The organism is Fictibacillus arsenicus, from assembly GCF_001642935.1.
GTDB classification, from domain to species: domain Bacteria; phylum Bacillota; class Bacilli; order Bacillales; family Fictibacillaceae; genus Fictibacillus; species Fictibacillus arsenicus_B.
This window is the reverse complement of sequence record NZ_CP016761.1, coordinates 2,128,672-2,153,045: the sequence shown is the minus strand read 5'-3', so window position 1 is coordinate 2,153,045 and position 24,374 is coordinate 2,128,672. Positions and strand designations below refer to the sequence as shown.

The 24,374-nt window shown below is 39.1% G+C and carries 17 protein-coding genes and 1 riboswitch; of the genes, 2 read left to right on the top strand and 15 right to left on the bottom strand.

All coding sequences use genetic code 11. From position 1 onward, the window contains the following. Positions 1–8: 8 nt before the first annotated feature. From ABE41_RS11105 to gltB, 5 genes are all read right to left on the bottom strand, one after another. The gene (locus ABE41_RS11105; RefSeq protein WP_066290102.1) at positions 9–590 is read right to left on the bottom strand and encodes an ECF transporter S component; all 582 of its coding nucleotides are present in this window, start codon (positions 588–590) and stop codon (positions 9–11) included. Then, positions 583–1,293: a thiaminase II gene (gene tenA, locus ABE41_RS11100; RefSeq protein ID WP_066290099.1), complete on the bottom strand. Its 711-nt coding sequence runs from the start codon at positions 1,291–1,293 to the stop codon at positions 583–585. The genes ABE41_RS11105 and tenA overlap by 8 nt, the downstream gene beginning before the upstream one ends. 91 nt (positions 1,294–1,384) lie before the next feature. Continuing rightward, positions 1,385–1,491, bottom strand: a riboswitch (TPP riboswitch). A 109-nt stretch (positions 1,492–1,600) separates the two neighbouring features. Further along, positions 1,601–2,530: a manganese-dependent inorganic pyrophosphatase gene (locus ABE41_RS11095; protein WP_066290096.1), complete on the bottom strand. Its 930-nt coding sequence runs from the start codon at positions 2,528–2,530 to the stop codon at positions 1,601–1,603. A gap of 105 nt (positions 2,531–2,635) precedes the next feature. Further along, complete coding sequence (locus ABE41_RS11090) at positions 2,636–4,114, bottom strand: glutamate synthase subunit beta (protein WP_066290094.1); 1,479 nt, start codon at positions 4,112–4,114, stop codon at positions 2,636–2,638. A gap of 25 nt (positions 4,115–4,139) precedes the next feature. Further along, positions 4,140–8,696, bottom strand: coding sequence for a glutamate synthase large subunit (gene gltB / locus ABE41_RS11085; RefSeq protein ID WP_066290092.1), 4,557 nt, complete (start codon positions 8,694–8,696; stop codon positions 4,140–4,142). Positions 8,697–8,834: 138 nt separating this feature from the next. On the opposite strand from gltB, the gene ABE41_RS11080 reads away from it, so the two are divergent. After that, a complete protein-coding gene (locus ABE41_RS11080) occupies positions 8,835–9,737 on the top strand; it encodes a glutamate biosynthesis transcriptional regulator GltC (protein ID WP_066290089.1) in 903 nt (300 codons plus the stop codon). A 547-nt stretch (positions 9,738–10,284) separates the two neighbouring features. On the opposite strand, the gene ABE41_RS11075 is transcribed toward ABE41_RS11080, so the two are convergent. The 6 genes from ABE41_RS11075 to ABE41_RS11050 all read right to left on the bottom strand — a co-directional run bounded on the left by ABE41_RS11075 (position 10,285) and on the right by ABE41_RS11050 (position 17,930). After that, a complete protein-coding gene (locus ABE41_RS11075; protein WP_066290088.1) occupies positions 10,285–11,544 on the bottom strand; it encodes an L-lactate MFS transporter in 1,260 nt (419 codons plus the stop codon). A gap of 22 nt (positions 11,545–11,566) precedes the next feature. Then, positions 11,567–12,112: a helical membrane plugin domain-containing protein gene (locus ABE41_RS11070; protein WP_066290087.1), complete on the bottom strand. Its 546-nt coding sequence runs from the start codon at positions 12,110–12,112 to the stop codon at positions 11,567–11,569. Beyond that, complete coding sequence (gene fdhF / locus ABE41_RS11065; RefSeq protein WP_066290084.1) at positions 12,105–15,062, bottom strand: formate dehydrogenase subunit alpha; 2,958 nt, start codon at positions 15,060–15,062, stop codon at positions 12,105–12,107. Before fdhF ends, ABE41_RS11070 begins: the two co-directional genes overlap by 8 nt. Before the next feature lie 161 nt (positions 15,063–15,223). Further along, positions 15,224–15,964 carry a CBS domain-containing protein gene (locus tag ABE41_RS11060; protein WP_066290083.1) on the bottom strand — a complete coding sequence of 247 codons (741 nt, stop codon included), beginning with the start codon at positions 15,962–15,964 and terminating at the stop codon, positions 15,224–15,226. Positions 15,965–16,066: 102 nt separating this feature from the next. Beyond that, a complete protein-coding gene (locus ABE41_RS11055; protein WP_066290075.1) occupies positions 16,067–16,564 on the bottom strand; it encodes a GNAT family N-acetyltransferase in 498 nt (165 codons plus the stop codon). A 94-nt stretch (positions 16,565–16,658) separates the two neighbouring features. After that, positions 16,659–17,930 (bottom strand): M24 family metallopeptidase, encoded by a 1,272-nt coding sequence (locus tag ABE41_RS11050; RefSeq protein ID WP_066290069.1) that lies wholly within the window; start codon positions 17,928–17,930, stop codon positions 16,659–16,661. A gap of 133 nt (positions 17,931–18,063) precedes the next feature. On the opposite strand from ABE41_RS11050, the gene ABE41_RS11045 reads away from it, so the two are divergent. Next, a complete protein-coding gene (locus tag ABE41_RS11045) occupies positions 18,064–19,392 on the top strand; it encodes an oligosaccharide flippase family protein (protein WP_066294793.1) in 1,329 nt (442 codons plus the stop codon). 46 nt (positions 19,393–19,438) lie between these two features. Here the strand turns inward: ABE41_RS11045 and ABE41_RS11040 are convergent, their stop codons facing one another. The 4 genes from ABE41_RS11040 to ABE41_RS11025 all read right to left on the bottom strand — a co-directional run bounded on the left by ABE41_RS11040 (position 19,439) and on the right by ABE41_RS11025 (position 24,275). After that, positions 19,439–19,876 (bottom strand): hypothetical protein, encoded by a 438-nt coding sequence (locus ABE41_RS11040; protein WP_066290067.1) that lies wholly within the window; start codon positions 19,874–19,876, stop codon positions 19,439–19,441. Between the two features lie 25 nt (positions 19,877–19,901). Beyond that, on the bottom strand, positions 19,902–20,660 hold the full coding sequence (locus tag ABE41_RS11035; RefSeq protein ID WP_066290065.1) for a tryptophan-rich sensory protein: 759 nt from the start codon (positions 20,658–20,660) through the stop codon (positions 19,902–19,904). 100 nt (positions 20,661–20,760) lie between these two features. Next, a complete protein-coding gene (locus ABE41_RS11030; protein WP_066290064.1) occupies positions 20,761–22,539 on the bottom strand; it encodes an ABC transporter ATP-binding protein in 1,779 nt (592 codons plus the stop codon). Beyond that, positions 22,536–24,275 carry an ABC transporter ATP-binding protein gene (locus ABE41_RS11025; RefSeq protein ID WP_066290061.1) on the bottom strand — a complete coding sequence of 580 codons (1,740 nt, stop codon included), beginning with the start codon at positions 24,273–24,275 and terminating at the stop codon, positions 22,536–22,538. The genes ABE41_RS11030 and ABE41_RS11025 overlap by 4 nt, the downstream gene beginning before the upstream one ends. Positions 24,276–24,374 lie beyond the last annotated feature (99 nt).

Here is a 24,374-nt window from a genome sequence, read left to right as displayed (position 1 = left end):
CACCTCTTTTATTGATCCAATGATTCGAAATCTTTTCGTGATGAAGATCTGACGAGATTGGTAACACCAGTAGCTTCAAGTGCCTTCACGATGGCAATAGCAAATACTCCTGTAAAAAGGATGGTTCCGATAAGTCTAAATCCAATATAGAGGATAAGATTCCAAGTTGATAAATCACCAATATATCCTTTATAAAAGTCCAAAATTAAAGAGCCTAGGCAAGAACTTATCCCTGCCAATGAAACAGCCAATAAATCATAACGTTTATACCTAAATGCCATGAGTAAGAGTTCGGCAAATAAACCTTGAACTATACCATATAACAATACCTCTAGCCCGAATTCTGATCCCATTAAAAATTCTCCTGAAGAAGCAGCAACTTCTGCAAGGAGAGCCACTCCTGGTTTGCGAATGATCAAAAATGCCGCTGTTGCAGCCATAAACCACATCCCATAGATTAATTGATCAATGTGAAGACCTAATGGTTTAACGGCATAATAGAGAGGTCCCCATATTTTATAAAGAATTCCAAAACCGGTCGAAATTACAATCGTGACTAATATATCAGTCAACTTTAATCTCTTAGACATTTTCAGTTCTCCTCTCACTGCTTAAGATGCGCGTATTTGGAACCGGCCATTTTTCTAATATAAAAGCCATCTCCCAAAACAAATATTCATACTGGCAGCTGAGTAAAAAGTGCTGTGTCATTTTTTTTCTTTCAGCGTGACTTGCATTCTCTGCTAAGTTATCTAATCGGCTTATTTGTTCTTGGACAAGCTGACCAAACCACACTCCTCCATATGCAGCGATCCATTCCTGGTATATAGGTTCTTTTGGCTCGGCACCTTCAAACCTTTCTCCGATTTCATGATAAATCCAATAACATGGAAGAATGGCGGCAATTATTTCACCTAAACTTCCAGAATCAGCAACTCGATACAAGTGTGAAGTGTAATTATATGCGGTTGGTGCAGGTTCAAATTCTGCTAGTTCTTCTTCTGTGATATGAAGTTGTTTAATAAACTTTTCGTGTAATGCTAACTCTGCTTCATTCGTCCCTTGAGCATGTGCAGCCATTCTGGAGGTTGTGTATAAATCATCAGCTCTTGCAGCTCCTAATGCTTGAATTCTTGCAAAATGTGATAAGTAATAAGAATCTTGCAACACATAATATTTAAATTTTTCTAAAGGCAGATTCCCCTCGGCAATTCCTCTTACGAATGGGTGATTAAGATTGGCTTCCCAGATTTGGTCAGCTTGTTTACGCAGTTCTTCAGTAAATGCAGGCATATAAGTCCTCCTCAAGATAGTTTTAAACCAACAAAAAAACCACTTTCAGCAATAGAAAGTGGTTGTATAGAAAACATAATAAATAATGAAGTTTCCGTAACAGCCACTTCCCTACGCTGGTATAATCCAGATCAGGTTCTAAGAGTCTCGAAGTCAAACTTCGATCTCAGCCTTTAAAAGGCACCCCTAGTGGTTTCGTGAAATTATTAAGTTGGTGTTATGTTTTAAATTATAACAGGCTTGTTATAATTGTCAACTAAAATAACAATCAAAAAAAGATGGATTTCTCTATCTTATAGAATCGATATTATTTGCTCATTGCTTCTGTTAGTACAGGTACAATCTGTTTTTTACGTGATACTACACCTTTTAATACAGCTGTATTGTTCTCAAGCTTCACATTATATGCGTCTTCAACAGATTGAGCTCTTTTTCCAAGGGCAAGTGCTGTTGAATCATTTGTTAGAATGTCTGTTACTACGAACATGAATAAGTCTAATTCTTTTTCATCAATTACTTTCGAGATTGCGGTTTCAAGTTCGTCTTGATGTTTTAATACATCACTTGCATCTACTGTATTCACTTGAGCAACTTCTACTTTGCTTGCGCCAATGTTAAATTCTTTTGCATCTAGTGAGATAAGCTCTTCTACTGACTTATCGCTTAAGTCTGCTCCAGCTTTCAGCATTTCAAGACCATAAGCTTCTGCATCCACACCAGCGATTTCAGCCAGCTCTCGACCTGCTTCAACATCTTCTTCTGTACATGTTGGTGATTTAAATAAAAGAGAATCAGAAATGATCGCAGATAGCATTAATCCAGCAATGTTCTTTTCAACTTTTATTCCTTTTTCTTTATAAATCTTATTTAAGATCGTAGCTGTACACCCAACAGGCTCAGCTCGGTAATACAATGGATCACTTGTTTCAAAGTTTGCGATGCGGTGATGATCGATAACTTCTAAAACACGTACTTTATCAATGTCATTGGCACTTTGCTGACGTTCGTTATGGTCTACTAAAATGACAGCGTTTGTTTCATCGGAAACAGTTTCCACTAAGCGAGGAAGATCTGCTTTAAAATAATCAAGCGCATATTTTGTTTCACCATTAATTTCGCCTAAGCGAACAGGCTCAACATTTTGTCCAAGTTTTGTTTTTAAATCTGCATACACAATTGCAGATGTTATTGTGTCAGTATCGGGATTTTTATGACCAAAAATAAGTACTTTTTCCATGCTTCTACTCCTTATTTATAAATAGAATTTTCATAGCCAGCCCTTATTTTATCATAGAATAAACGCTTTTGGCTTTTAGAGTTTATTGTAGCATGGAAAAAACACTTAAGGCAAAACTGTACTGCCCATTAGTTGTTTATCAACTTCTTTAGCACAGTCTCGTCCTTCTTGGATTGCCCAAACGATTAAACTTTGCCCGCGTCTGGAATCGCCAGCGGCAAAAACACCATCTACGTTTGTTTTATAATCCCCATGTTCCGCATCTACTTTATTGTTCTTTGTTTCTACACCGAATTGTTTCAAAACTGGCTGTTCTGTTCCTTCAAAACCGATTGCAATAAAAACAAGATCTGCAGGCCACACTTTTTCAGTACCTGGAATTTCTTCAAATGAAAGATTACCTTTTTCATCTGAGGTTCTCTTCATTTGAATCGTATGAAGTTCTTTTAAATTTCCGTTTTCATCAGCAACCAATTTCTTTGTTTGAACTGAATATTCTCTTGGATCTGACCCGAATTGTGCAGTTGCTTCTTCATATGCGTAATCCATCGTGAAGATATAAGGCTGTTCAGGCCACATGTTTGCTTTGCTTCTAACATCTGGTAATTTAGGATGCTTCCCGAATTGAACAACACTTTTACATTTTTGGCGTAAAGCAGTTGCGACACAGTCTGCACCAGTATCACCGCCGCCTATTACAATAACATTTTTATCTTTAGCGTCTATTAGCGGTTCGCTGATTTTATCATTTAATAACCGCTTAGTGGATTGAGTTAAATATTTCATTGCAAAGTGTACGCCTTTTGCTTCTCTTCCCTCAAGAATCAAATCTCTTTGTTTTTGGGCACCTGTGCAAAGGATAACTGAATCAAAATCAGCTTTAAGATCTTCAGGCATAACATCTTTTCCGATTTCAGTATTAAGAACAAAATCAATTCCTTCTTGTCTTAAAAGCGTTATTCTTCGCTTTACAATATCTTTATCCAGCTTCATGTTTGGAATACCGTATGTGAGAAGTCCTCCAGCACGGTTATCTCTTTCAAAAACAGTTACAGAGTGTCCTGCCTGATTCAATTGATCCGCAGCTGCAAGACCAGCTGGTCCAGAACCGACAATAGCAATTCTTTTTCCTGTACGCTTTTTCGGAATTCTAGGTTTAATCCATCCATTTTCAAAGCCTTTATCGATAATTGCTCGTTCAATATTCTTGATGGTAACAGCTGGCCCCGCCAATTCGACCGTACAAGATCCTTCACAAGGAGCAGGACAAACTCGACCAGTAAATTCAGGGAAGTTATTTGTTTTTAATAGACGGTCAAGCGCTTCTTTCCATTTTCCGCGGTATACAAGATCGTTCCATTCAGGAATCAGATTATTGATGGGACAGCCTGATGCTGCCCCATTGATCTCTATACCGATATGGCAAAATGGTGTACCGCAATCCATACATCTCGCACTTTGCCTTTTAAGCATATCTTCCGGCTGTTTTTCCGTATATTCTTTCCAATCCTTCAGACGGTGGAGAGGTTTTCTCTCTATTGTATCTTCTCGCGGGAACTCCAAAAATCCAGTTGGTTTACCCATGATCATCTCTCCTTTCATCTTATGACTACTTAAGAATCAATTTAGTTGGTCCAAGACTTCCTGCTGGTTTTTTAGCAGCAGATCTTGCTTCAAATGCGTTCATGACAGCTTCTTGATCTGATAGACCAGCTTGTTTTTCATCATCAATTCTCTTAATCATTTCTTTATAATCTTTCGGTATAACTTTTACAAAGTGTGATTGAGCTGATTTCCAGTTCTCTAGAATTGCTGCAGCCTTACCACTTTGTGTATATGCAAAGTGATTTAATATTAATTTTTTAACTGATTCAGTCTCATCATGGTCAACCAGTCTTTCAAACTCAATACCTTCTTTATTGCAAAGTCTCTTAAACAGAAGTGGCTGATGTGTGTAGATATAAGCGATACCTCCGCTCATTCCAGCTGCAAAGTTTTTGCCGACATCTCCTAAAACAACAACATTTCCGCCTGTCATATACTCACACCCATGGTCGCCAATACCTTCAACAACAATGTTCGCGCCGCTGTTTCTGACAGCAAATCTTTCACCAGCCAGACCATTAATATAAGCTTCGCCGCTCGTTGCGCCATAGAACGCAACGTTACCTACAATCACATTATCATCTGCCAGGTATTCTGCTGTTTTTGGAGGAGCAACAATCATCTTTCCGCCTGAAAGACCTTTTCCGAAATAGTCATTGCTATCCCCATTCAGGTATAGAGTCATGCCGCGCGGAATAAATGCACCAAAGCTTTGTCCCGCTGAACCAGTAAAGTTAAGGGTGACTGTATCTTCAGGTAATCCTTCTTCTCCAAAACGTTTAGTAATTTCACTGCCTGCAATCGTACCAGTAACACGGTTTGTATTTTTTATTGGAAGGTTTATAGATACCGCTTTTTGCTGTTCAAGTGCAGGGCTTAGCTTAGGAAGTATTTCTTGTATATCTAATGATTGATCAATTTTGTGATTTTGAGCAGTCTTGCAAGTTCGTACACCTTCAGGCTGATATAAAAGTCTTGTAAGATCCAAGTGTTTTGCCTTCCAGTGAGTCGTTGCACGTTCACCAATAGTTAATACGTCAGTACGGCCAACCATTTCATCCATTGTTCTAAACCCAAGCTGTGCCATGATTTCTCGGATCTCTTCTGCAACAAACATCATGTAGTTCACAACATGTTCAGGATCGCCCATGAATTTCTTTCTAAGCTCCGGATTTTGTGTTGCGACTCCTACAGGACAAGTATCCAGATGACATGCACGCATCATCACGCATCCTAAAACTACTAAAGGAGCAGTTGCGAATCCATATTCCTCAGCACCTAATAGAGCTGCAAGTACTACATCTTTACCAGTCATTAGTTTACCGTCTGTTTCTAGCGTCACACGGTCACGAAGTCCATTCAGCATCAGTGTTTGATGAGTCTCAGCAAGACCGAGTTCCCATGGAAGTCCAGTATGCTTGATACTCGTTTTTGGAGATGCCCCTGTTCCTCCGTCATAACCGCTGATTACGATAACATCAGCAGCCCCTTTCGCTACACCTGCAGCAATCGTACCTACACCTGATTTTGCTACAAGTTTTACACTGATTCTTGCAGCACGGTTTGCATTTTTTAAATCATGTATTAGCTGAGCCATATCTTCAATCGAATAGATATCATGATGCGGCGGTGGTGAGATCAGACCGACACCAGGAGTTGATCCGCGAACATCAGCAACCCAAGGATAAACTTTATTTCCAGGTAGCTGACCTCCTTCACCAGGTTTTGCTCCTTGAGCCATCTTGATTTGCAGCTCATCAGCATTAACTAAATAATGACTTTTAACACCGAATCTTCCTGACGCAACTTGTTTGATGCTGCTTCTTCTGTTGTTTCCATTCGCATCGGGAATGAATCGAGCAGGATTTTCTCCGCCTTCACCGCTGTTGCTTTTCCCGCCTAGACGGTTCATTGCAATCGCAAGTGATTCATGTGCTTCTGCACTCAATGATCCGAATGACATCGCTCCGGTCTTAAACCGTTTAACGATAGATTCAACTGGTTCAACTTCTTCAAGAGGTATGCTTTTTGCTTCAGGTTTGAACGAAAATAAGTTTCTTAAGAACGTTGTGCGCTCATCGTCCGCTAGTTTTGAGAATGTTTTAAATAACGAATAGTCATTCTTACGGCAAGCCCATTGTAAGGTATGAATCGTTTTTGGATTAAAGGCATGATGTTCACCTGAGTTTCTCCATTGGAAATCACTTCCTGAATCTAAAGTGTCCTCAATTGTCTCCATAAACCCTTCTTGATGTCGTAACTGCGCCTCTTTTTGAATCTCAGCCAGTGTGATCCCATCAATTTGTGAGGCGGTTGCAGGAAAGTAACGATCAATAACTTCTTTTCCAATACCTACTGCTTCAAAAATTTGAGCACCTCGATAACTTTGAACCGTGGAAATGCCCATTTTCGACATCACTTTAACAATTCCATCTGTTACACCTTTTTTATACTTCTTTACTGTCTCTTGAAGTGAGAGCTTGATATGACCTTCGTCTATTGCTTCTTCAAACGTTTTGTAAGTTAGATACGGATAGACTGCATCTGCACCATATCCGATTAAAGCAGCAAAGTGATGCACCTCTCTAACTTCACCAGCTTCAACAATCAAACTTACTCTTGTGCGTAAGCCCTTCTGAACCAGATAGTGGTGCAAAGAACTCACCGCTAGCAGAACAGGCATTGGTGTTTGAGATAAATTCATTTCACGGTCCGATAATATAAGGATGCTTGCACCATCGGAAATAGCTTTTTCTGCTTTATTATGGAAAGAAATCAATTCACTTTCCAAATCTTCTGAAAAAAGAGTGTGCAAAATCGCAGGTTTAAAGTCATTGATGTTATTTTCTTTTATTTGATTAAATTCATTTGTTGTAAGAACAGGAGAATCTAATTGAATTCTGCGAGCGTTCTGCGGACCTGGATGCAGCAGATTACCCTCACCGCCCAGCAATGTCATCGTAGAAGTCACGACTTTTTCTCGAATTGCGTCGATTGGCGGATTTGTAACTTGGGCAAATAATTGTTTGAAATAGTTAAATAATGATTGCGGTCTGTCTGATAACACAGCAAGGGGTGTATCATTTCCCATTGATCCTATTGGGTCTTTTCCTTCGGTAATTACAGGGATTAGATATTTATGAATATCTTCATACGTATACCCAAAAGCTTTTTGTTTTCTTCTTATATCTTCTAATTTAACAACAGGCTCTTCCCCATTATCATCTAATTGAAGCAATCCATTTGTCAGCCATTCTTCATATGGCTGTTCATTTGCCATTTCTGCTTTTATTTCATTATCAGTAATAATGCGCCCCTCTTCAATGTCGATAAGAAGCATTCTTCCAGGACTTAAACGCTCTTTGTAAAGAATGTTCTCTTCTTCAACGTCAATAACACCTACTTCTGAAGAGAAGATAATATAATCATCTTTTGTAACGTAATACCTTGCTGGACGCAATCCGTTTCTGTCGAGGATCGCTCCTATTTGTTTACCGTTTGTAAATGAAATTGCTGTAGGTCCATCCCACGGTTCCATTAAACAGCTGTGGTATTCATAAAATGCACGTCTTTCTTGTTCCAGATGCGGATTCTCACTCCATGGTTCTGGAATCAGCATCATAGCTGTATGCGAAGGCTTTCTTCCTGCAAGTACAAAAAATTCAAACGCCTGGTCTAAGATTGAAGAATCACTTCCATCAGCATCTAAAATTGGAAGGAGCTTGTGAATATCGTCACCAAACGCTTCAGATACAAACTGTTTTTCTCGTGCTTTCATCCAATTCATGTTGCCCTGAAGAGTATTGATCTCTCCGTTATGAATTAAATAACGGTTTGGATGAGCGCGTTCCCAAGTTGGAAATGTATTTGTGCTAAAACGGGAATGCACTAAAGCGAATGGGGACACAAAATCCTCATCCTGCAAGTCAATATAAAAAGTATCAACTTGTTCTGGTGTTAAAAGTCCTTTATAGACGATGGTTTGTGTAGACAGACTCGCAAAATATGTTTGCAGACCGTTTTGTCTTGCCCAGTGTTCTGCTTGCTTTCGGATTACAAAAAGTTTCCGTTCAAAAACAAGCTCGTCAATAATGGAGTCATCACAAGCAATAAACACCTGCTTGACAACCGGACATGTTTCTTGGGCTTTCTTTCCGATAGAAGAACTATCAATCGGTACAGTTCTCCAGCCTAAAAGTGTCTGCCCTTCTTGTTCAATAAAACAATTAATTTGATTTTCAAGTTTCATTTGAGCTTCTTTATCGTTCGGGAAAAAAATCATCCCTGCACCGTATCTGCCCGGTTCCGGCAACTCAAAATTTGTTACCTTTTTAAAGAAACGATGAGGCAGTTTAGTCATCAAGCCTGCTCCATCACCTGTTAACGGGTCACTTCCTTGCCCTCCGCGATGATCAAGCTGGCATAACATATGAAGTCCTTGTTTCACTATTTGATGGGTAGCATGCCCTTTTAGATGAGCGTATAGACCAATTCCACAAGCATCATGTTCAAAGTTCGGACTATATAACCCTTGTGGTTCTGGAAATTGACTGTAGGTCATCGGTTACTCCCCCTTCACGATTTCAACTTAATGTTCAAAACTTTCTTTCAATTAGTTTAAGGTTTATAATTAATCGAAACAATATATAATTTAGATTAAAACAATCTCAAATTGAGAATGATTGGTTGTGGGAAAGTTATGGAGATCCGTCAATTAGCGTATTTTATTGAAGTTGCAGAACGAGAACACGTATCAGAAGCTGCACTTGCTTTGCATGTAGCTCAGTCTGCTGTAAGCCGCCAAATAGCAAATTTAGAATCGGAATTAGGTGTAGAGCTGTTCGAGCGAGAAGGCAGAAATATCAAACTGTCACCTGTTGGCCGGTTGTTTTTAACTCATGCAAAAACTGCGATGAAAGCAATTGAACATGCAAAAAAGCAGATAGATGAATACTTAGACCCTGAGAGAGGTACGATTAAGATTGGGTTTCCGACTAGTCTTGCCGGTCACCTGCTCCCTACAGTGGTTTCTGCATTCAAAAGAGAACATCCGAATATTGCCTTTCATTTACGCCAAGGATCTTATCGTTTTTTAACTGAGAGTGTAAAGAACGGTGACATTGATTTAGCTTTTCTTGGGCCTGTACCAACGAATGATCCTGATTTGGAAGGCTTTATATTGTTCACTGAAAAAATCTCTGCATTATTGCCCGAACAGCATCCTTTAGCTGAAAAAAGAACTCTTTTATTAAGTGATTTAAGAAATGATAATTTTGTTCTATTTCCTGATGGGTACATTTTACGAGAAGTCGTTGTGAATGCTTGTAAAGAATCGGGCTTCATACCCAAAATTGCTTGTGAAGGTGAAGATCTCGATGCGATAAAAGGCTTAGTCACAGCTGGTATGGGTGTAACACTTTTACCCGATAGTTCTTTCTATGAAACTAAACCGCGTTTTACAGTGAAAATCCCAATAGAAATTCCAGATGTGAAACGAACGGTTGGAATCATCACTCCACGTGGCCGTGAACTTGCACCGGCTGAACAGGTGTTTTATGAATTTGTTATAAAGTTCTTCTCTGTCCTGGAGCAGTATCAATAACATTGCTATTGGAAGTGGTTGATATCCGCTCCAGGATGCTCGCTTTCCGCGGGGCGTGCGGTGAGTCCCCTAAGCTAATCAAGCCTGCCGGGGTCTCACCTGTCCCGCTGATCCCGCCGGAGTCTCGCACCTTGCGCTCCAATCAACTAGTCGATGAAGCGTACTAAAAAATGTTCAAAAGCTACAATCTTTAGAAATGAGCCAAAGTTTAAGGAAAGCCCTATTGTTGTTTAATTTAGATTGGGATGAGGGTAACAGCGAGCAGGTAGGAATCGAAATTTGTCGAGGATTGCAGACTCGTCGATAAAGAGCCGAAACTTTTGGATTCACGGCTAAAATTTTTGGATTCAGAACCAAAACTCGTGGATTAATGGCTGTTTTTTGTGGAATTACGGTTAACTAATCTTCTTACCATAGTTTGTCCTCTCTTCAAGGCACCACTAAACAAAAGAAATCGGAATGGCGCAAGCCCGATCAACCTAATTATGCTCTATTTAAAAAAAGAGTGACCCAAAAATGAATGTTTTGGGTCACTCTTTCTTATTATTCAACCTGCAGCTTGTGTGTTATTGTTCGCTTTTCTAATGTTGCGGATATTAATACGGATTAATAACGATATAGCCAGTGCTGCTACAAAAGCACCTGTAAAGATGTAGAGTGTCAGAGAGTAGCTGTTGGTTGTCTCACGGATCCAGGAGACTACTAGTGGACCCACAAGACCAGCCGCCGCCCAAGCTGTTAATATATAACCGTGTATTGCGCCAAGCTGCTTTGTTCCAAATAGATCTCCAATGTACGCAGGTATGGAAGCGAACCCGCCTCCATAGCACGTAAGGATCACATATACTAAGAGCTGAAATAAAAACGCATTAGTTACGTTTGGCAGCAGTAAAAACGCAACGGTTTGCAATGCAAAGAAAGTGGTATATACATTAGGCCGTCCGATATAGTCTGAAACTGAAGCCCATCCTATTCGTCCAAATCCATTGAATAATCCCATGATACCAACCATTGTTGCCGCTGCACCAGCGCTTAGTCCTGCGATATCCTGTGCCATTGGAGAAGCTACGGATATAACCGCGATTCCGCAGGTTACATTGATGAAGAGCATTGCCCAAAGCGCCCAAAAGCGAATCGTTTTTACGGCTTCATTTGCTGTCAGCTGGGCAAGATCTTTCGTTTGTTTTTCTTCTTTTTTATCCCTTTCATCCATCCCCTCTGGCCGCCAATCTTTTGGAGGAGGAGCAAGATAAAGAGAAGATAGAAACATTATTCCAAAATAAATAGCACCTAACAGATAAAAAGTGTTTGAGATTCCAATCCCGTTGATAAGTTTAGCGATAACCGGACTCGCGATTAGCGATGCAAATCCAAACCCCATAATTGCCAGACCTGTCGCAAGTCCCCTCCTGTCTGGAAACCATTTTACGAGAGATGATACGGGTGTAATATAGCCGATTCCAAGTCCGATCCCGCCGAGAGCTCCGTAAAAGAAGTAAAGCATATACAATGAACCGATACTGTCCGCGAATCCTGCACCTATGAGTCCCGCTCCGAAACACGCTGAAGCTATTAATCCTGATATACGCGGACCATACCGTTCTACAAAATGTCCCATGAACGCAGCTGATAACCCTAAAAACAAGATTGCAATACTAAAAGTTAATGAGATTTCACTTAGTCCCCAATCATGTTTTTCCCGGAGTGGATTTGTAAACACACTCCAGGAATAGACTGAACCAATTGATATGTGTATACCAACAGCAGCAGCTGCAATTAACCAGCGGTTCTTTACTTTTTTAGCCATTGCTTTTCTCCTTTACCAATTTTTACTCCATTGTTTTATCTTTAGTTTGGTTAGCACGTTTTTCTGGAGTATCTTGAGTTGTCTTTTCATAAGGTTCGGTTTCTTGTCCCATTCCTTTTAAAAATTGCATCAGGATGGTGATGGCTCTGTTAATCTCTGGGTCCTTTATAGATTTTACAAGATCTAAATATCCTGTTTTTTCATCAGTGTCTTTATATTCGGCAACTCTGGCTATTCCTGCGTCAATCTTTAATAAGAAAGGTTCAAGCTGTCTCACGTTGATCATTCCGAGCGTTCCCAGCAGCAACAGTAGATTCTTCAGGGTGTTCGTGTTCTCAGGTTTGTCCATTGCTCTAACGGCAACATCTAATACTTTGTCACCTTGGCCAAATAACCCGTTTAACAGCGAGAGAATCCCTTTTTCCTGCATATGATTCATAATCTCGAGCGTTTGCAAGATCGCTTTCTTATTTTTAATCAAAGCATCCTCAACTTCACTCAAATCATTCTTACGCTGTTCTTCCTCCGGCACGGTCAATCTATAAACCTTCTTAATCGCCTTAGCCATGTTGTTTTCGCTCCTTTTTCACGACATCTCCAGGGAAAATATAGTCTTTTCTGGCCCATTTCTTTTCGACAGCTACTCCTATTTGCGGCTGCGGGTTACCGTATCTGAAATTCGTTCTTGGAAGCGGGTTTACACCTTCTGCTTGTAAGATCTCTAGCTTTGCACTTGTTTCTTTATAAGCTGGCGTATCCGTATCTTTGTCTGAGTAGCTGCTTGTTAGTAAATTAATCGCGGCTTCGCCATTATCGTTCATCGGTAAATAAACTTCTTTGCCCTTCACTCGATCTGTGATCAAACACTTTACTTTAACACTTCCATATGGAGAGGATAAGCGTACAAGAGTTCCATCTTTAATACCTCTTTCTTTTGCAAGTTCATGTGAGATTTCCAGAAATACGTTTGGCGTTTTAGAGGTTATTCCTTCCGACTTATACGTCATGTTTCCTTCATGGAAGTGTTCTAAGATTCTGCCGTTGTTTACGTGTATATCGTATTCTTCGCCGAATTCTTTCGGTTCTGTCCAGTCAACAGAAAATAATCTTGCTTTCCGATCATCAAAAGGAAAACCATCTAAAAATAGAATGGGTGTATCTGTTCCATCAGGTGCAACAGGCCATTGAAGACTTTTGTATCCTTCTAATCTTTCATAAGAAACACCAGCGAACAGCGGTGCTAATTGTGCAGCTTCATCCATAATGTCACTGGGATGCGTGTAATTCCATCCAGCTCCAAGACGGTTTGCGATTTCCTGTATAATCTGCCAATCAGGTTTTGATTCTCCTAATGGTTCGAGAACTTGATATAACCGTTGTATTCTTCGCTCTGTATTTGTGAAGGTTCCTTCTTTTTCAAGACTTGGGCTTGCTGGCAATACAACATCTGCAAACTCAGCAGTTCTGGTGAAGAAAATATCCTGAACAACAAAGAAATCCAGTTTTTCATAAGCTGCATGGACATGGTTAATGTTAGAATCCACGATACCCATGTCTTCCCCTTTTAGGTACATAGCCTTAACATAACCCTCATGTATGCCAGCCACCATCTCGTGATTGTTGAGTCCTGGTTCTTCCGGTATTTTCACTCCCCAAACTTTTTCATATTTTGCTCTTACCTTTTCATCTGAAACTTTTTCATAAGAAGGCAGGCGATCCGGCATACTTCCAAAATCACTTGCACCTTGTACATTGTTATGGCCTCTAAGAGGATAAGATCCTACACCTGGTCTTCCGTAATTCCCTGTGACAAGCAGCAAATTTGAAATAGCAGTACTTGTATCGCTGCCACCCGTATGCTGTGTAACTCCCATTGCCCAAAGAATACAAACACTCTTTGATAGGTGGATCGTTTCTGCAATTTTGATTAGCTCCTCTTGTGAAAGTCCTGTTGCCTTCTCAGCATATTCCAATGTGAACTTTTCAAGATTCTGTTTAAATTCATCTAATCCATTCACTTGCTTGTCTAAAAATTCCTTGTCCTCCCAGCCCTGGTCCAGAATATATTTCGTTACTGCAGAAAGCCAGACTAAATCAGTACCAGCACGCGGGTGAACAAACAGATCTGCACGATCTGCCATTTCATGTTTTCGAAGGTCTGCAACAATCAGTTTCTGTCCATTTAATTTTTGAGACCGTTTAACACGTGTTGCTAAAACGGGATGAGATTCAGACGTGTTGGAACCAATCACGATAACAAGCTCGGACTTTTCTATATCTTTTATAGTTCCGGAGTCTCCACCGTGGCCAACTGTTCGAAATAATCCCATCGTTGCAGGAGTCTGACAGTACCGTGAGCAATTATCGATGTTATTGGTTCCGATAACTCCTCGTGCCAGTTTTTGCATTAAATATGACTCTTCGTTCGTACATTTAGACGAACTGATAAAGCTTAAAGCTTGTGAACCATGTTTTTCTTTAATATCTGTAAACTTAGAGGCTATCAGGTTTAACGCTTCATCCCAAGTGGCTTCTCTGAATGCATCTCCTTCACGAATCAATGGTTTTGTTAACCGTTCTTCGCTGTTCACAAAATCCCAGCCGAATTTTCCTTTAATACAAGTGGAAATCCCGTTTGCAGGAGCTTGGATTTGTGGATCCACTTTTAAAATCTCTCGGCCTTTTGTCCACACATCAAAACTGCAGCCCACTCCGCAATACGTACAAACCGTTTTCGTCTTTTTAATCCGTTGTTCACGCATTGCGGCCTCCATATCTGAAATGGCTAAAATAGAGCCGTACCCTGTTTCTACGCTCTTCGTGATTTCGATCATCGGACGTAAAGTTTCCCGGTTAATTCCGGTCATGTAGCCAGCTTCGCCTAACATCCCTTTCTCCATCAACGCATTGCATGGACAGACGGTTGAGCAATGTCCGCAAGAAACACAAGAAGATTCGTTAATCGGAACATCTTTATCCCAAATTACACGAGGCCGTTCACGATCCCAGTCGATTGAAAGAGTTTCGGTTACTTGAACATCCTGACACGCTTCAACACAGCGTCCGCACAAAATGCATTGATCGGGATCATATCTGTAAAAAGGGTTTGAGTTATCCTCCTTATAGGGTTTATGGTCAAAAGGGATGCTTTGATGGTTTATTTTCACCTCTTTAACAGTGTTATGTACTTCACATCCGCCATTGTTATAATCACAAACCGTACAATAGAGTTCGTGGTTAAAAAGAATCCTGTCCATTCCTATAACCTGGGCTTCTCTTACCTCATCTGATTTGGTATCAACTTCGTCTCCTTCATTTACTTTTGTAGAACAGGCCCTTACAAACTCTCCATTAACCTTTACGATACACGTATCACACGTTTCAAGTGGTCCTAGACTGGGGTGGTAGCAAACATGAGGTACCTGGTCCGGGCTCTCTGAAAGCAGGTTTAAGATGGTTTGGTCCTTATTCGCTTTTAATTCTGATCCATTAATATTAATAGAAAAAAAATCTGACAAAACAATTTCACCCTTTCTTTTAAAAATTAACTTACAAAAAATTCAGTCATCTAAAAATGCCGTTTCCCTATTCTTTATCTCCTTAAACAAATATAAATATTCCAATTGTACTTAAAGATAAGCTCTAAAAAAGACACCCAATTATGAGTGTCAATAATCGATCAACCATCTAAATCAATCTCAATTAAGTCATATGAAGTTACAATGCCTAGTGGCCTTTCGTTTTCACTTCCATTAAGTGTAATTATGATTGCTTCGAGTTTCTTCCCGTTTTTATGGAAGGTCTCGAAAATCTCTTCCGCCTTAAATATACTTGAGGTTTTTGAAATGAAAGCTACAAGCTGATTTTCCTTATTATTCGTTATATCTGATATTTTTGCATTGTTTAAATCAATAACTTGATCTGCTAGGCGGTCAGTAAGCCAATTTAATATATATGTTGCTGTCAGAAGCCAAAGATACTCCCCTTTTTCATTATAAACCGGAAAGCGTGAATATGATGTTTCTCTGATACAGCTTAGAACATCGGCAAGACGATCACTTTCTTTAAAATGATGAACTTCTTTTGTAGCTATACTTAATGCGGTTTCAGGCTTTTGAAAATAACCTGCTATTTTTTCTATGCGCTCCACAATATCAAGATGCGGCTCTGCAATATAATAATCATGGTCAACTTTTTCGTGAACGATCGCATTTCGAAGCTTTGCGAACTGGCAAAGCTCATTATAAAATGATCTGATTAGAGAATGCTTTTTCATTCCAACTTCAACTAAGTTCTTAAATCGATCGTCTGTTGTATCCTTAACTTTGTCCATTAGACACTTATGAATTTGATTAAATGCTATCTCAAAACGTTCTGATAATGCATTTTCTTTATTTGTTTTTAAATGAGTCACGGTCATGTTCTATCTCTCCTTATATATTTCCACTACCCTCTTTCTACCCTCAAACAGACATTTAATAAACAAAAAAAAGAAGCGCATCATTTGATACACATCTTTAGTCTAAAAATCTTTCCATTTAATTTTTCCGCATTTATTTTCTACGTCTAGTTCAACTTTAAAATCATGCTTTTCATAAAAATGAATTAAACGATCAACGTGATCCCAGTCTCTTTTAGCAATGTCACCTTTGATTAATGGAATATTATTGTCTAATGCAGTTTCTTTTAAATATTCCATACAGATTGATCCATATCCTTTATTTGCAGGTCCCTTTATATCACCTATATGAAGGGTGTTTTCATCTTCATATACCGCATCAATAGCAAAATCCCAGCCATCATATCTAGATTCACAATCGTTAAGCATGATTTTGCACTGATCCATTTCTTCTGTTTTATATACGATAACAAGATTATCGTCTTTTGTTTGGTCAACACCAATTACATCATAGTCTTTCGCAATTTGTTTCATATCGTTCTGTAATCGGAGAAGTTGAAATTCCAGATCATCCCGGTCAAGTTTGTTTTCTGTTTCTTTTTCAAGCCCAAGCAGCAACATATAAATCCCTCCTTTTAGATTTTTAACAGAAACACACAGTTTCTCATTTTACTAAAGGCAAGGAGATATATCAAATGTAAATTGTTGCCTGCTATTAACGTTTAGAAGAAATTACATAGAATTCAGTTTGCCTATTTGTTAAGTAATACAATTTATTGTCTTTGAAGCAGACTGATTCTTCAAGGTAGATAGGAATATCCTTATTCCATTCTGGGATAAATTGTCTAATGTTAAACTCTAATGCATAGCACGTATTATTCAGAATCTGCAATTCCCCCCGGACAGGGATGGGTTCCTGCTTATCAAATAGTCCTATTAAAGGACCTGCTGCGTGACAATGGTATCCAATAGGGTGGGAATATAGCATGGGTGAAATGCCGCATGCAAACGCTTTCTCCATTACTTCTTCAAAGACTTCATTACCTGTCATTCCTGATTTGAACGAATCAAATACGATATCTTCAAATTTGTTAGCTGTAATTAAAGCATTCCGGAGTCCTTCTGGAATTTCATTTTCATCTGGATGGAGGACATAAGCTAATTGCTGTGTATCTGAACAAAGTCCTAAATATTCAATGCCAAAATCAAGATGTACAATGTCACCAGGCTGAATAGTGTCTTCAATTCTGTCAGCTGATGATCCTTTTCTTTGAATGTCAACTGTAGGATAGAAAGAAGTTTTTAATCCAAGATCAAAGGTTTTTTGCCTGATCCATTCAACTACTTCACGGGAGGTAGTTTGATTTGGAGAAATCACTTGATCAGATAAAGCCTGTTTAGCTATCAAACGGGTAATAGTGGCCAGTTCTTTATATGCTGCAAGTTCCGAATCTATTCGAAATTGAAGCCAATCAACAGCCAAAGGTGCTGAAGATACTAATTTAGATGAGTAATCTTTTCCGATCGTATCTGTCATCGTCTGATAATAAGAAAGGCTTAACCCATCACAAAAAGAAAAATGGGCAGAATGGTTAACCGCGATTTGATCTGGCTGATATGTATCCATTAGTTTTCTAAGTAAATCAAATGGTCCTTCACCTTTCTTCCCTATGCAGCATGTATAATAGGGTTCAAATTGTTTATTCGAAGAAATGACTAGCCTTTTTACTTTTCCTGTATCCTTTTCTCTAACAAAAACAAATATCGTTAAACGCCGCGAGCTGTCTATTGAGGAAGGAAAAAGAGTAATGGCTACAGGATCTTCATGATATTCCCTTCCAAGTGTAATCCACATATCGAAATTATGTTTATTCATCAGAATAGGCAGTAAAACCTCTAGTCTCGTGAGCAGCCATTCATCTGTTATTTTGTCTCTTTCAATAAGTGATTTTTTTTTATACGGTTGTTGATCTATTTGAATTGCCACGATTTCTCAGCCCTCTCTATCAATATCTAATTAAACTTTTCTCCTTTGTATATGCAAAGTCCTTCGTGGTCTTGTTTCATAATTTGATGCATATGAATAGGAGGACAAAGTGTACAAGGAGATGCACCATGATATGAATATATTTTTTAGGGGAGTTCTGTTGCTTGCAGCTGCAGCATTAGTGGGAGAAAGCTTAGAATTTATTGTGAATATGATACTTGCACGTCAATTGGGAGAATTGGGATTAGGCCATTATATGTCTATTTTCCCAACTGTTATTTTAATTATTATCATTGCAAGTCTAGAGCTGCCAATTTCAATATCAAAATTTGTAGCAGAAAAAGAAGAAAAACAGCACTACAGCATGCTGAAACATGCGACTAAACTAACATTGATTCTAACGGCAGCTATGATTATTATTGCTGTATTTGTACTTCCTTTTATCCCGGTCTTTAACAGCTATCATCCTCTTGTTAGATGGTTAATGGTGCTATTAATTCCTCTTATCTCGCTGACCTCGATCGCCAGAGGTTTTTTCATGGGGAAGCAGCAGATGGGTAAACTCGCTTTTTCTAATCTATTCCGTAAATTTGCACAGCTCATATTGCTGGCAGGTATTTATCAATTATTCTCCTTTGATAGAGAAACTGCTATCTTAATTGCATTAGCTACTTTCGTTGGCAGTGAACTTGTTGTCTTCGTTTATTTGTTTACAGCTTATTTGCTGCAATTCAGGAAAATGAAATCCCAATCGAATCAAGATTTAAGTGCTGGAGAAGTTACAAAAAGCTTAATGGCCGTGACCATACCAACAACAGGGCTGCGGCTTTTTCATGCATTTACAAATGCAGTTCAGCCATTTTTGATTAAATACTCACTTACTTTGACTGGATTATCTGATGTGGCGGCAACTGAACAGTTTGGTCTGCTTGCAGGTGTTGCTATAACTATTGGATTCTTCCCTGCATTTATTGCGCATTCTTTGCTAGTTGTACTAATACCGACAGTTTCTGAAGCGACTGCAAAAAAAGATGTGGATACATTAAAAAGTCTACTTATTAGGGTTATGAAAATAACAGCAGCATACGGTTTTCCGGCAGTAATGATTTTTCTTTTGTTTTCTGAGAAATTAACAGTGTTGTTCTTTCACTCTACTTCGGCTGCAATTTATCTAGAGCTTTTATGGCCGAGCTTTTTATTTACATTCTTCTTAATTCCGCTTCAGGCGTATTTAATTGGTTTAGGATTGATAACTACTGCTTTTATCCAGAGTGTATGGTCAACAATCATTTCTTTTTTTCTTATGTATATCCTCGGCTCACAGCCATCATTTGGAATGCACGGTGTCATCATTGGTATGAATACAGGATCCGTTCTTCTTATGCTTCTTCATTATTTTTCAGTCTGCAAAGCTATCGGCATTACCTTTTGGCTGAGTGCAAGTAACAATTATCAAGAATAAAAAAGGGCATCTCTATAAGGATAATTCCTTAAGGGATGCCTTTTTATCAGAAGATTTTCTGAGTATGCGCGACGACAGCACGAAAGTTATACCTGCTATTTTCTTGTTTTACAAACGTCCAGTGATTAGGAATACGGGATTGCAAAAATTTAAGTTGTGATTCATTTAGGCTAATCTCAAGCCATGTGTCTCCGATTTTAAAATGTTCCTCTTCTTTGAAAGAAAATCTTGTCTGCAGCAAATTTTGTAATCCTCTAATCGTAATAAACTTAAACATATATCCGTTATTAACTGCGAGAACGATATCCTCCCAATTCTCTTCTGCGTAACGGAAGAAGTTTAACCAGCTATTCTCTTCTTTTCCTATATGTTGTAAAGCACTCATATTTTTATTCCTAATAACATCAATCAAATGATCTCCGCCAACCCCTCCAGCGATTGCGGCTTCAATTAATAAGCCAGCTGGCATTGATAATTTCACCATTATAATCCCCCAATTATTAGAAAAATTAAGTACGCATTGGTCTTAAAATATTTGTTCGTTTTGATGCTCTCCAAATAATGAATAACAAAAGCAATACAGCTAGGGAGAAACTTGTGTTAGCGATAACGTCTATCTCACCCATGTGTCTTATACCAATTCCGATAAATGCCCAAACGAAAACGAGCGGATAAATAAAATCTTCATTTTTAAAAGTAAAAACAAAGGCTAATATCGTTCCAACGATAAGCATTGTAATAGTCCAAGTTTCAGAAGAAAACCCGAAACCATTCCATCCCGAATATTTTAGTACAACTGAGGTATTAACAATTGTAGCTACACTCACCCATCCTAAATAGATTGAAAAAGGAGACAGAACATATCTTGGACGGTTCTCATCGCTTTGAATCTTTGAATAAATGATGATTAAAGACAGCAGTAATCCTATCATTACAATAAGTGAGAGGATCAGTTTTTCATAATGCCAGACAAAAATCCAAAGACAGTTGAATATACAGCTAATTACAAACCAATAACCTATTTTTTTGAAAACTGTAAGATTAATGTGTTTAGGCATGACTTGATAAATTACCCATATAGTCAGCAATGTATAGATCAGTCCCCAAATCGAGAATACATATCCTGCAGGAGTAATAAGGACATTATACTTAGCTGATAGTGCCCCTGTTGTATTCCTGTTTAAAGGTAAAGCGTTTGCCAGATAATTAACTAAAATAACTGCTGCGACGGCCATTATATTAAAATACGCTCTAAACTTTTCGGACATATGTTGTACCTCCTATTAGGATATCTTGTTTCATATATACCCCATTCAGAGATGATTTATGAGAAAAGGCAATCCTTTTTTGGACTGCCTTTGTAAATGGTTAATTGCTAAATGCCTGAGTGCCAATTTCTGCTTCACGTTTGAATAAGCGGCTGTATACACCGTGTTCTGATTTCAGGAGTGATTCGTGTTTCCCTGTTTCAATCATTCTGCCGTTTTCTATAACGATAATACGATTTGCAGCAAGCACAGTTGATAATCGATGAGAGATGATAAAAACGGTTTGCTTAGATTTTCTTTTGTTGATCGCCTCATTAACTTGAACCTCTGTAATCGGATCAAGTGCAGAACTTGCTTCGTCTAAAATAAGAATAGCTGCATCTTTAACAAGAGCTCTGGCAAGAGACAATCTTTGTTTTTGACCGCCAGATAATAAACTTCCCCGCTCTCCTACCATTGTGTTCAAGCCTTCAGGCAGTGTTTGGATGAATTCTTCCAAACCGCTGTCATTTATCGCACTTAACAATTCTTCATCTGTAGCATCAGGATTTGCTATGCGCAGATTATCAGCAAGTGAACCGTTCCGCAGCTGAACATCCTGTGAAACAATAGCTATCTGTGAACGGAGCCATCCAGCATCAATAGATGAAATATCTTTGCCGTCTAAAAGAATAGAACCGCTGTCTGGTTCATATAGACGGAGTAATAAATCGACGATTGTAGATTTCCCGGAACCGCTTGGACCGACAAGAGCTATAGCTTCACCTGGCTGAACAGTAAATGATAATCCTTTAAGAACCAATTCATCTTTTTCGGGGTAGCCAAATGCTACGTCCCTTAATTCAATGGATCCCTGTACTTCTGGCAATTTAATACCTTTTTCGGTTTCAGCACTTGAAGTCTTTTCGCTTAATAAAATTTCAGAACGGTCTAGAGCTGGACCAGTTCTTCTTACAGAAAGCCAGTTTCTGAGCATCTTCTGCATTTCATTAGCAGCGATTGCAACAAGCCCTGCGGCTGTCAGCATTTCACCGGTAGTTAAACTATTGTTCCAGATTAAATAGGCACTAAGCCCATAAACAACTGCTAAACCAAGACCGTTATAACTCCCAATAACGACAATGGATTGCATACGGGCTTTTAATTCATAACGGGATTCTTTAATGAACGATTTGCGAATTTCAGCAACACTTTGCACTTCTCCTTCAGATACCCCGAGAACCCTGGAAAGGTGGATGCCTGTAACAGATTCACGAAGTCTTTCAAGATAACGCGAAGCTTCTTTTCTGGCGTTTGCCGATGCTTGGCGTGTTCTTTGCCCAACTGCATTTGATGTTAAATAGAAGATAACCCCTAACACAACGCTTGTAATCATAAGGTATGGATGGATCCAAAGCAAAACGATGCTATACAAAATTACTCCCTGAACGGAAGCCATGAAAGTAGAGCCTTCCCATGCAAGGAAATTGTGCAGAGTATCGGGGTCATCAGAAACCCTCGCCATCATCTCACCCGATTGATTGTTCTGGTAAAAAGAGAACGGCAGAACCTGCAGATGTTTAAACAAACGAAGTTTTTGCCAGTTCGTTACTGTTTTAGCGACCTGGTGACAAAAGTATTCATCAATTACCATCAGGATTAAGTCAGCAACAGCTGCAAATATTAGAAGCCACATTAATCCCCATAAAAGCTTATTAGACTCTCCTGGAAGTATAGTATCGACAAGCCATCCGAGAGCAAGTGTCGGGATAAGCGCAGAAAAAACCTGGCTGATCGCAATAACAAAAGCATCTGCGAATACCCAGTTTTTATGTGGTTTTAAAAAGGCAAGAACGCGTCTGCCGTCACGGTTTTTTGGCTTGGCAGCTAATTGGCTCATATCGCTCTCTCCTTTTCTAATTCACTGTATTGGGCCATATAAAGTTCATAGTATTGACCTCTTTGTGCAAGAAGTTCTTCATGAGTTCCCTCTTCTGCAACGATCCCCTTATCCAAGAGCAGAATTTTATCCGCATCTCTAACTGTGATGAGACGGTGAGCGATTGTGATGGTTGTTCGTCCAGGAATAAGGTTTTCTAATGCTGCTTGCACGCGCTCTTCCGTTTCACCATCAAGGGAAGAAGTTGCTTCATCAAAGATTAAAAGAGCTGGATGTCTTAAAATTGCCCTCGCTAAAGCGACTCGCTGTCTTTGACCGCCTGACAATTTAAGGCCGCGTTCTCCTACAATGGTTTCATATCCGTCGGGCAGTGCTGCTATAAATTCTGTAAGTCCTGATGCTGCACATGCTGCATCTAGATCTTCCTGAGATGCATTTTTTCTTCCATATAATAGATTCATACGAAGTGTATTGTTTAATAGGAAAGTTTCTTGCGATACAACTCCGACTTGCTGACGGAAAGAATTACGGTTGTAATCAAATAAATTCTGCTGATCTACTTCAATGGTTCCTGCTTCAGGTTCGTATAGACCGAGCAGTAATTGTATAAGAGTAGATTTTCCTCCGCCGCTCGTTCCTACTATTCCAATGTGCTGCCCTGACTTCATGCTAAGAGATACACCTTTAAGAACATATTCATCATTTCCAGGATAGCGGAACCATAGATTATTAACGTCTATATCCCCGCGTATTGCGTTCATTTTTGGCAAGTTCTCTTCATGTTCAACTGGAAGGTCAAAATATTCATAGATTCGTTGAAGAGCAGGTATTGCCTGCTGGATGATTAATGCATTCTCTGCAAGTGACCGAATAGGAAAAAACATCGTAGGAATAAATCCGAGACATGCTACAAGCGTCCCCAGGGATATGGTATTGTTCCAGACAGCCATACCTCCTACTAACATTACAACTCCAGGTGTTGCGATATTGAATAAGTTTCCTAGCCGCCAGTTTACTTTACCGATCAAAGCAGCACGAATCGAATAATTTTTCCAGTCCGTAAGTTTTTTGTCTTGTGTATGTATTTCTCGTTCTTGTGTTTGGAATGTACGAACAAGTCTTGTTGATTCGATGCTCTCTTGAAGATGATGATAGATGTCAGCACGCATATCACGCTGCACTGCACTCATTTTTCGCATTGTATTTCCAAGTTTGAATGATGGATATAAATAGATAGCAAATACACAGAACATAATGATGGCCACGGGCCAATATAGAGCAAATACTGCGATAAATGCAGCTACAGCACTAACCACCTGCTGGACAAATCGTGGTACAACAGTATTATTCAAGTTTTGTACAGCTTCTACATCATGCGTAAGGCGATAAAGCATATCCCCGCGAGGCGTATTCGTAAAGAATGACATAGGTGTCCGGTGCAAACGTCCAAAAGCTCTCATCTGCATATCAGTAATTACATCCAGTCCGATCTGAACCTGAATATATTCCTGAAGCGATTCGAAAATCACTTTAAATAAAAATGCAAACAGTACTCCTGCAACGAGCCAGCCGATCATATCTGTCATTTGATTTGGAAGCACTTCATCCACTAGCTTTCCAGCTAAAATAGGAGGTATTACTGTAAAGGCACCTCCGATTAATGAACATGCAAAAGCAAGCAGAAGCCCCCTCCAATAAGGCTTAAAATGCTTAAGTGTCTCTCTTAAAAGCTTCATATTTAGTTCCCCCTCTCGCTCCTAAGCACTTTATTTTAAACCAATTTCTAAAAATTTTCATTATTTTTACTTGTTATTTTTTTCAATATAAGAAAAATA

What these genes read in the sequence shown, in the direction of transcription:
- ABE41_RS11105 (WP_066290102.1), bottom strand. Translation starts at nt 590, where the DNA reads ATGTCTAAGAGATTAAAGTTGACTGATATATTAGTCACGATTGTAATT.
- ABE41_RS11035 (WP_066290065.1), bottom strand. Translation starts at nt 20,660, where the DNA reads ATGTCCGAAAAGTTTAGAGCGTATTTTAATATAATGGCCGTCGCAGCA.
- ABE41_RS11030 (WP_066290064.1), bottom strand. Translation starts at nt 22,539, where the DNA reads ATGAGCCAATTAGCTGCCAAGCCAAAAAACCGTGACGGCAGACGCGTT.
- ABE41_RS11090 (WP_066290094.1), bottom strand. Translation starts at nt 4,114, where the DNA reads ATGGGTAAACCAACTGGATTTTTGGAGTTCCCGCGAGAAGATACAATA.
- ABE41_RS11080 (WP_066290089.1), top strand. Translation starts at nt 8,835, where the DNA reads ATGGAGATCCGTCAATTAGCGTATTTTATTGAAGTTGCAGAACGAGAA.
- tenA (WP_066290099.1), bottom strand. Translation starts at nt 1,293, where the DNA reads ATGCCTGCATTTACTGAAGAACTGCGTAAACAAGCTGACCAAATCTGG.
- ABE41_RS11040 (WP_066290067.1), bottom strand. Translation starts at nt 19,876, where the DNA reads ATGGTGAAATTATCAATGCCAGCTGGCTTATTAATTGAAGCCGCAATC.
- ABE41_RS11055 (WP_066290075.1), bottom strand. Translation starts at nt 16,564, where the DNA reads ATGTTGCTGCTTGGGCTTGAAAAAGAAACAGAAAACAAACTTGACCGG.
- ABE41_RS11075 (WP_066290088.1), bottom strand. Translation starts at nt 11,544, where the DNA reads ATGGCTAAAAAAGTAAAGAACCGCTGGTTAATTGCAGCTGCTGCTGTT.
- ABE41_RS11095 (WP_066290096.1), bottom strand. Translation starts at nt 2,530, where the DNA reads ATGGAAAAAGTACTTATTTTTGGTCATAAAAATCCCGATACTGACACA.
- ABE41_RS11045 (WP_066294793.1), top strand. Translation starts at nt 18,064, where the DNA reads ATGAATATATTTTTTAGGGGAGTTCTGTTGCTTGCAGCTGCAGCATTA.
- ABE41_RS11060 (WP_066290083.1), bottom strand. Translation starts at nt 15,964, where the DNA reads ATGACCGTGACTCATTTAAAAACAAATAAAGAAAATGCATTATCAGAA.
- ABE41_RS11025 (WP_066290061.1), bottom strand. Translation starts at nt 24,275, where the DNA reads ATGAAGCTTTTAAGAGAGACACTTAAGCATTTTAAGCCTTATTGGAGG.
- ABE41_RS11070 (WP_066290087.1), bottom strand. Translation starts at nt 12,112, where the DNA reads ATGGCTAAGGCGATTAAGAAGGTTTATAGATTGACCGTGCCGGAGGAA.
- gltB (WP_066290092.1), bottom strand. Translation starts at nt 8,696, where the DNA reads ATGACCTACAGTCAATTTCCAGAACCACAAGGGTTATATAGTCCGAAC.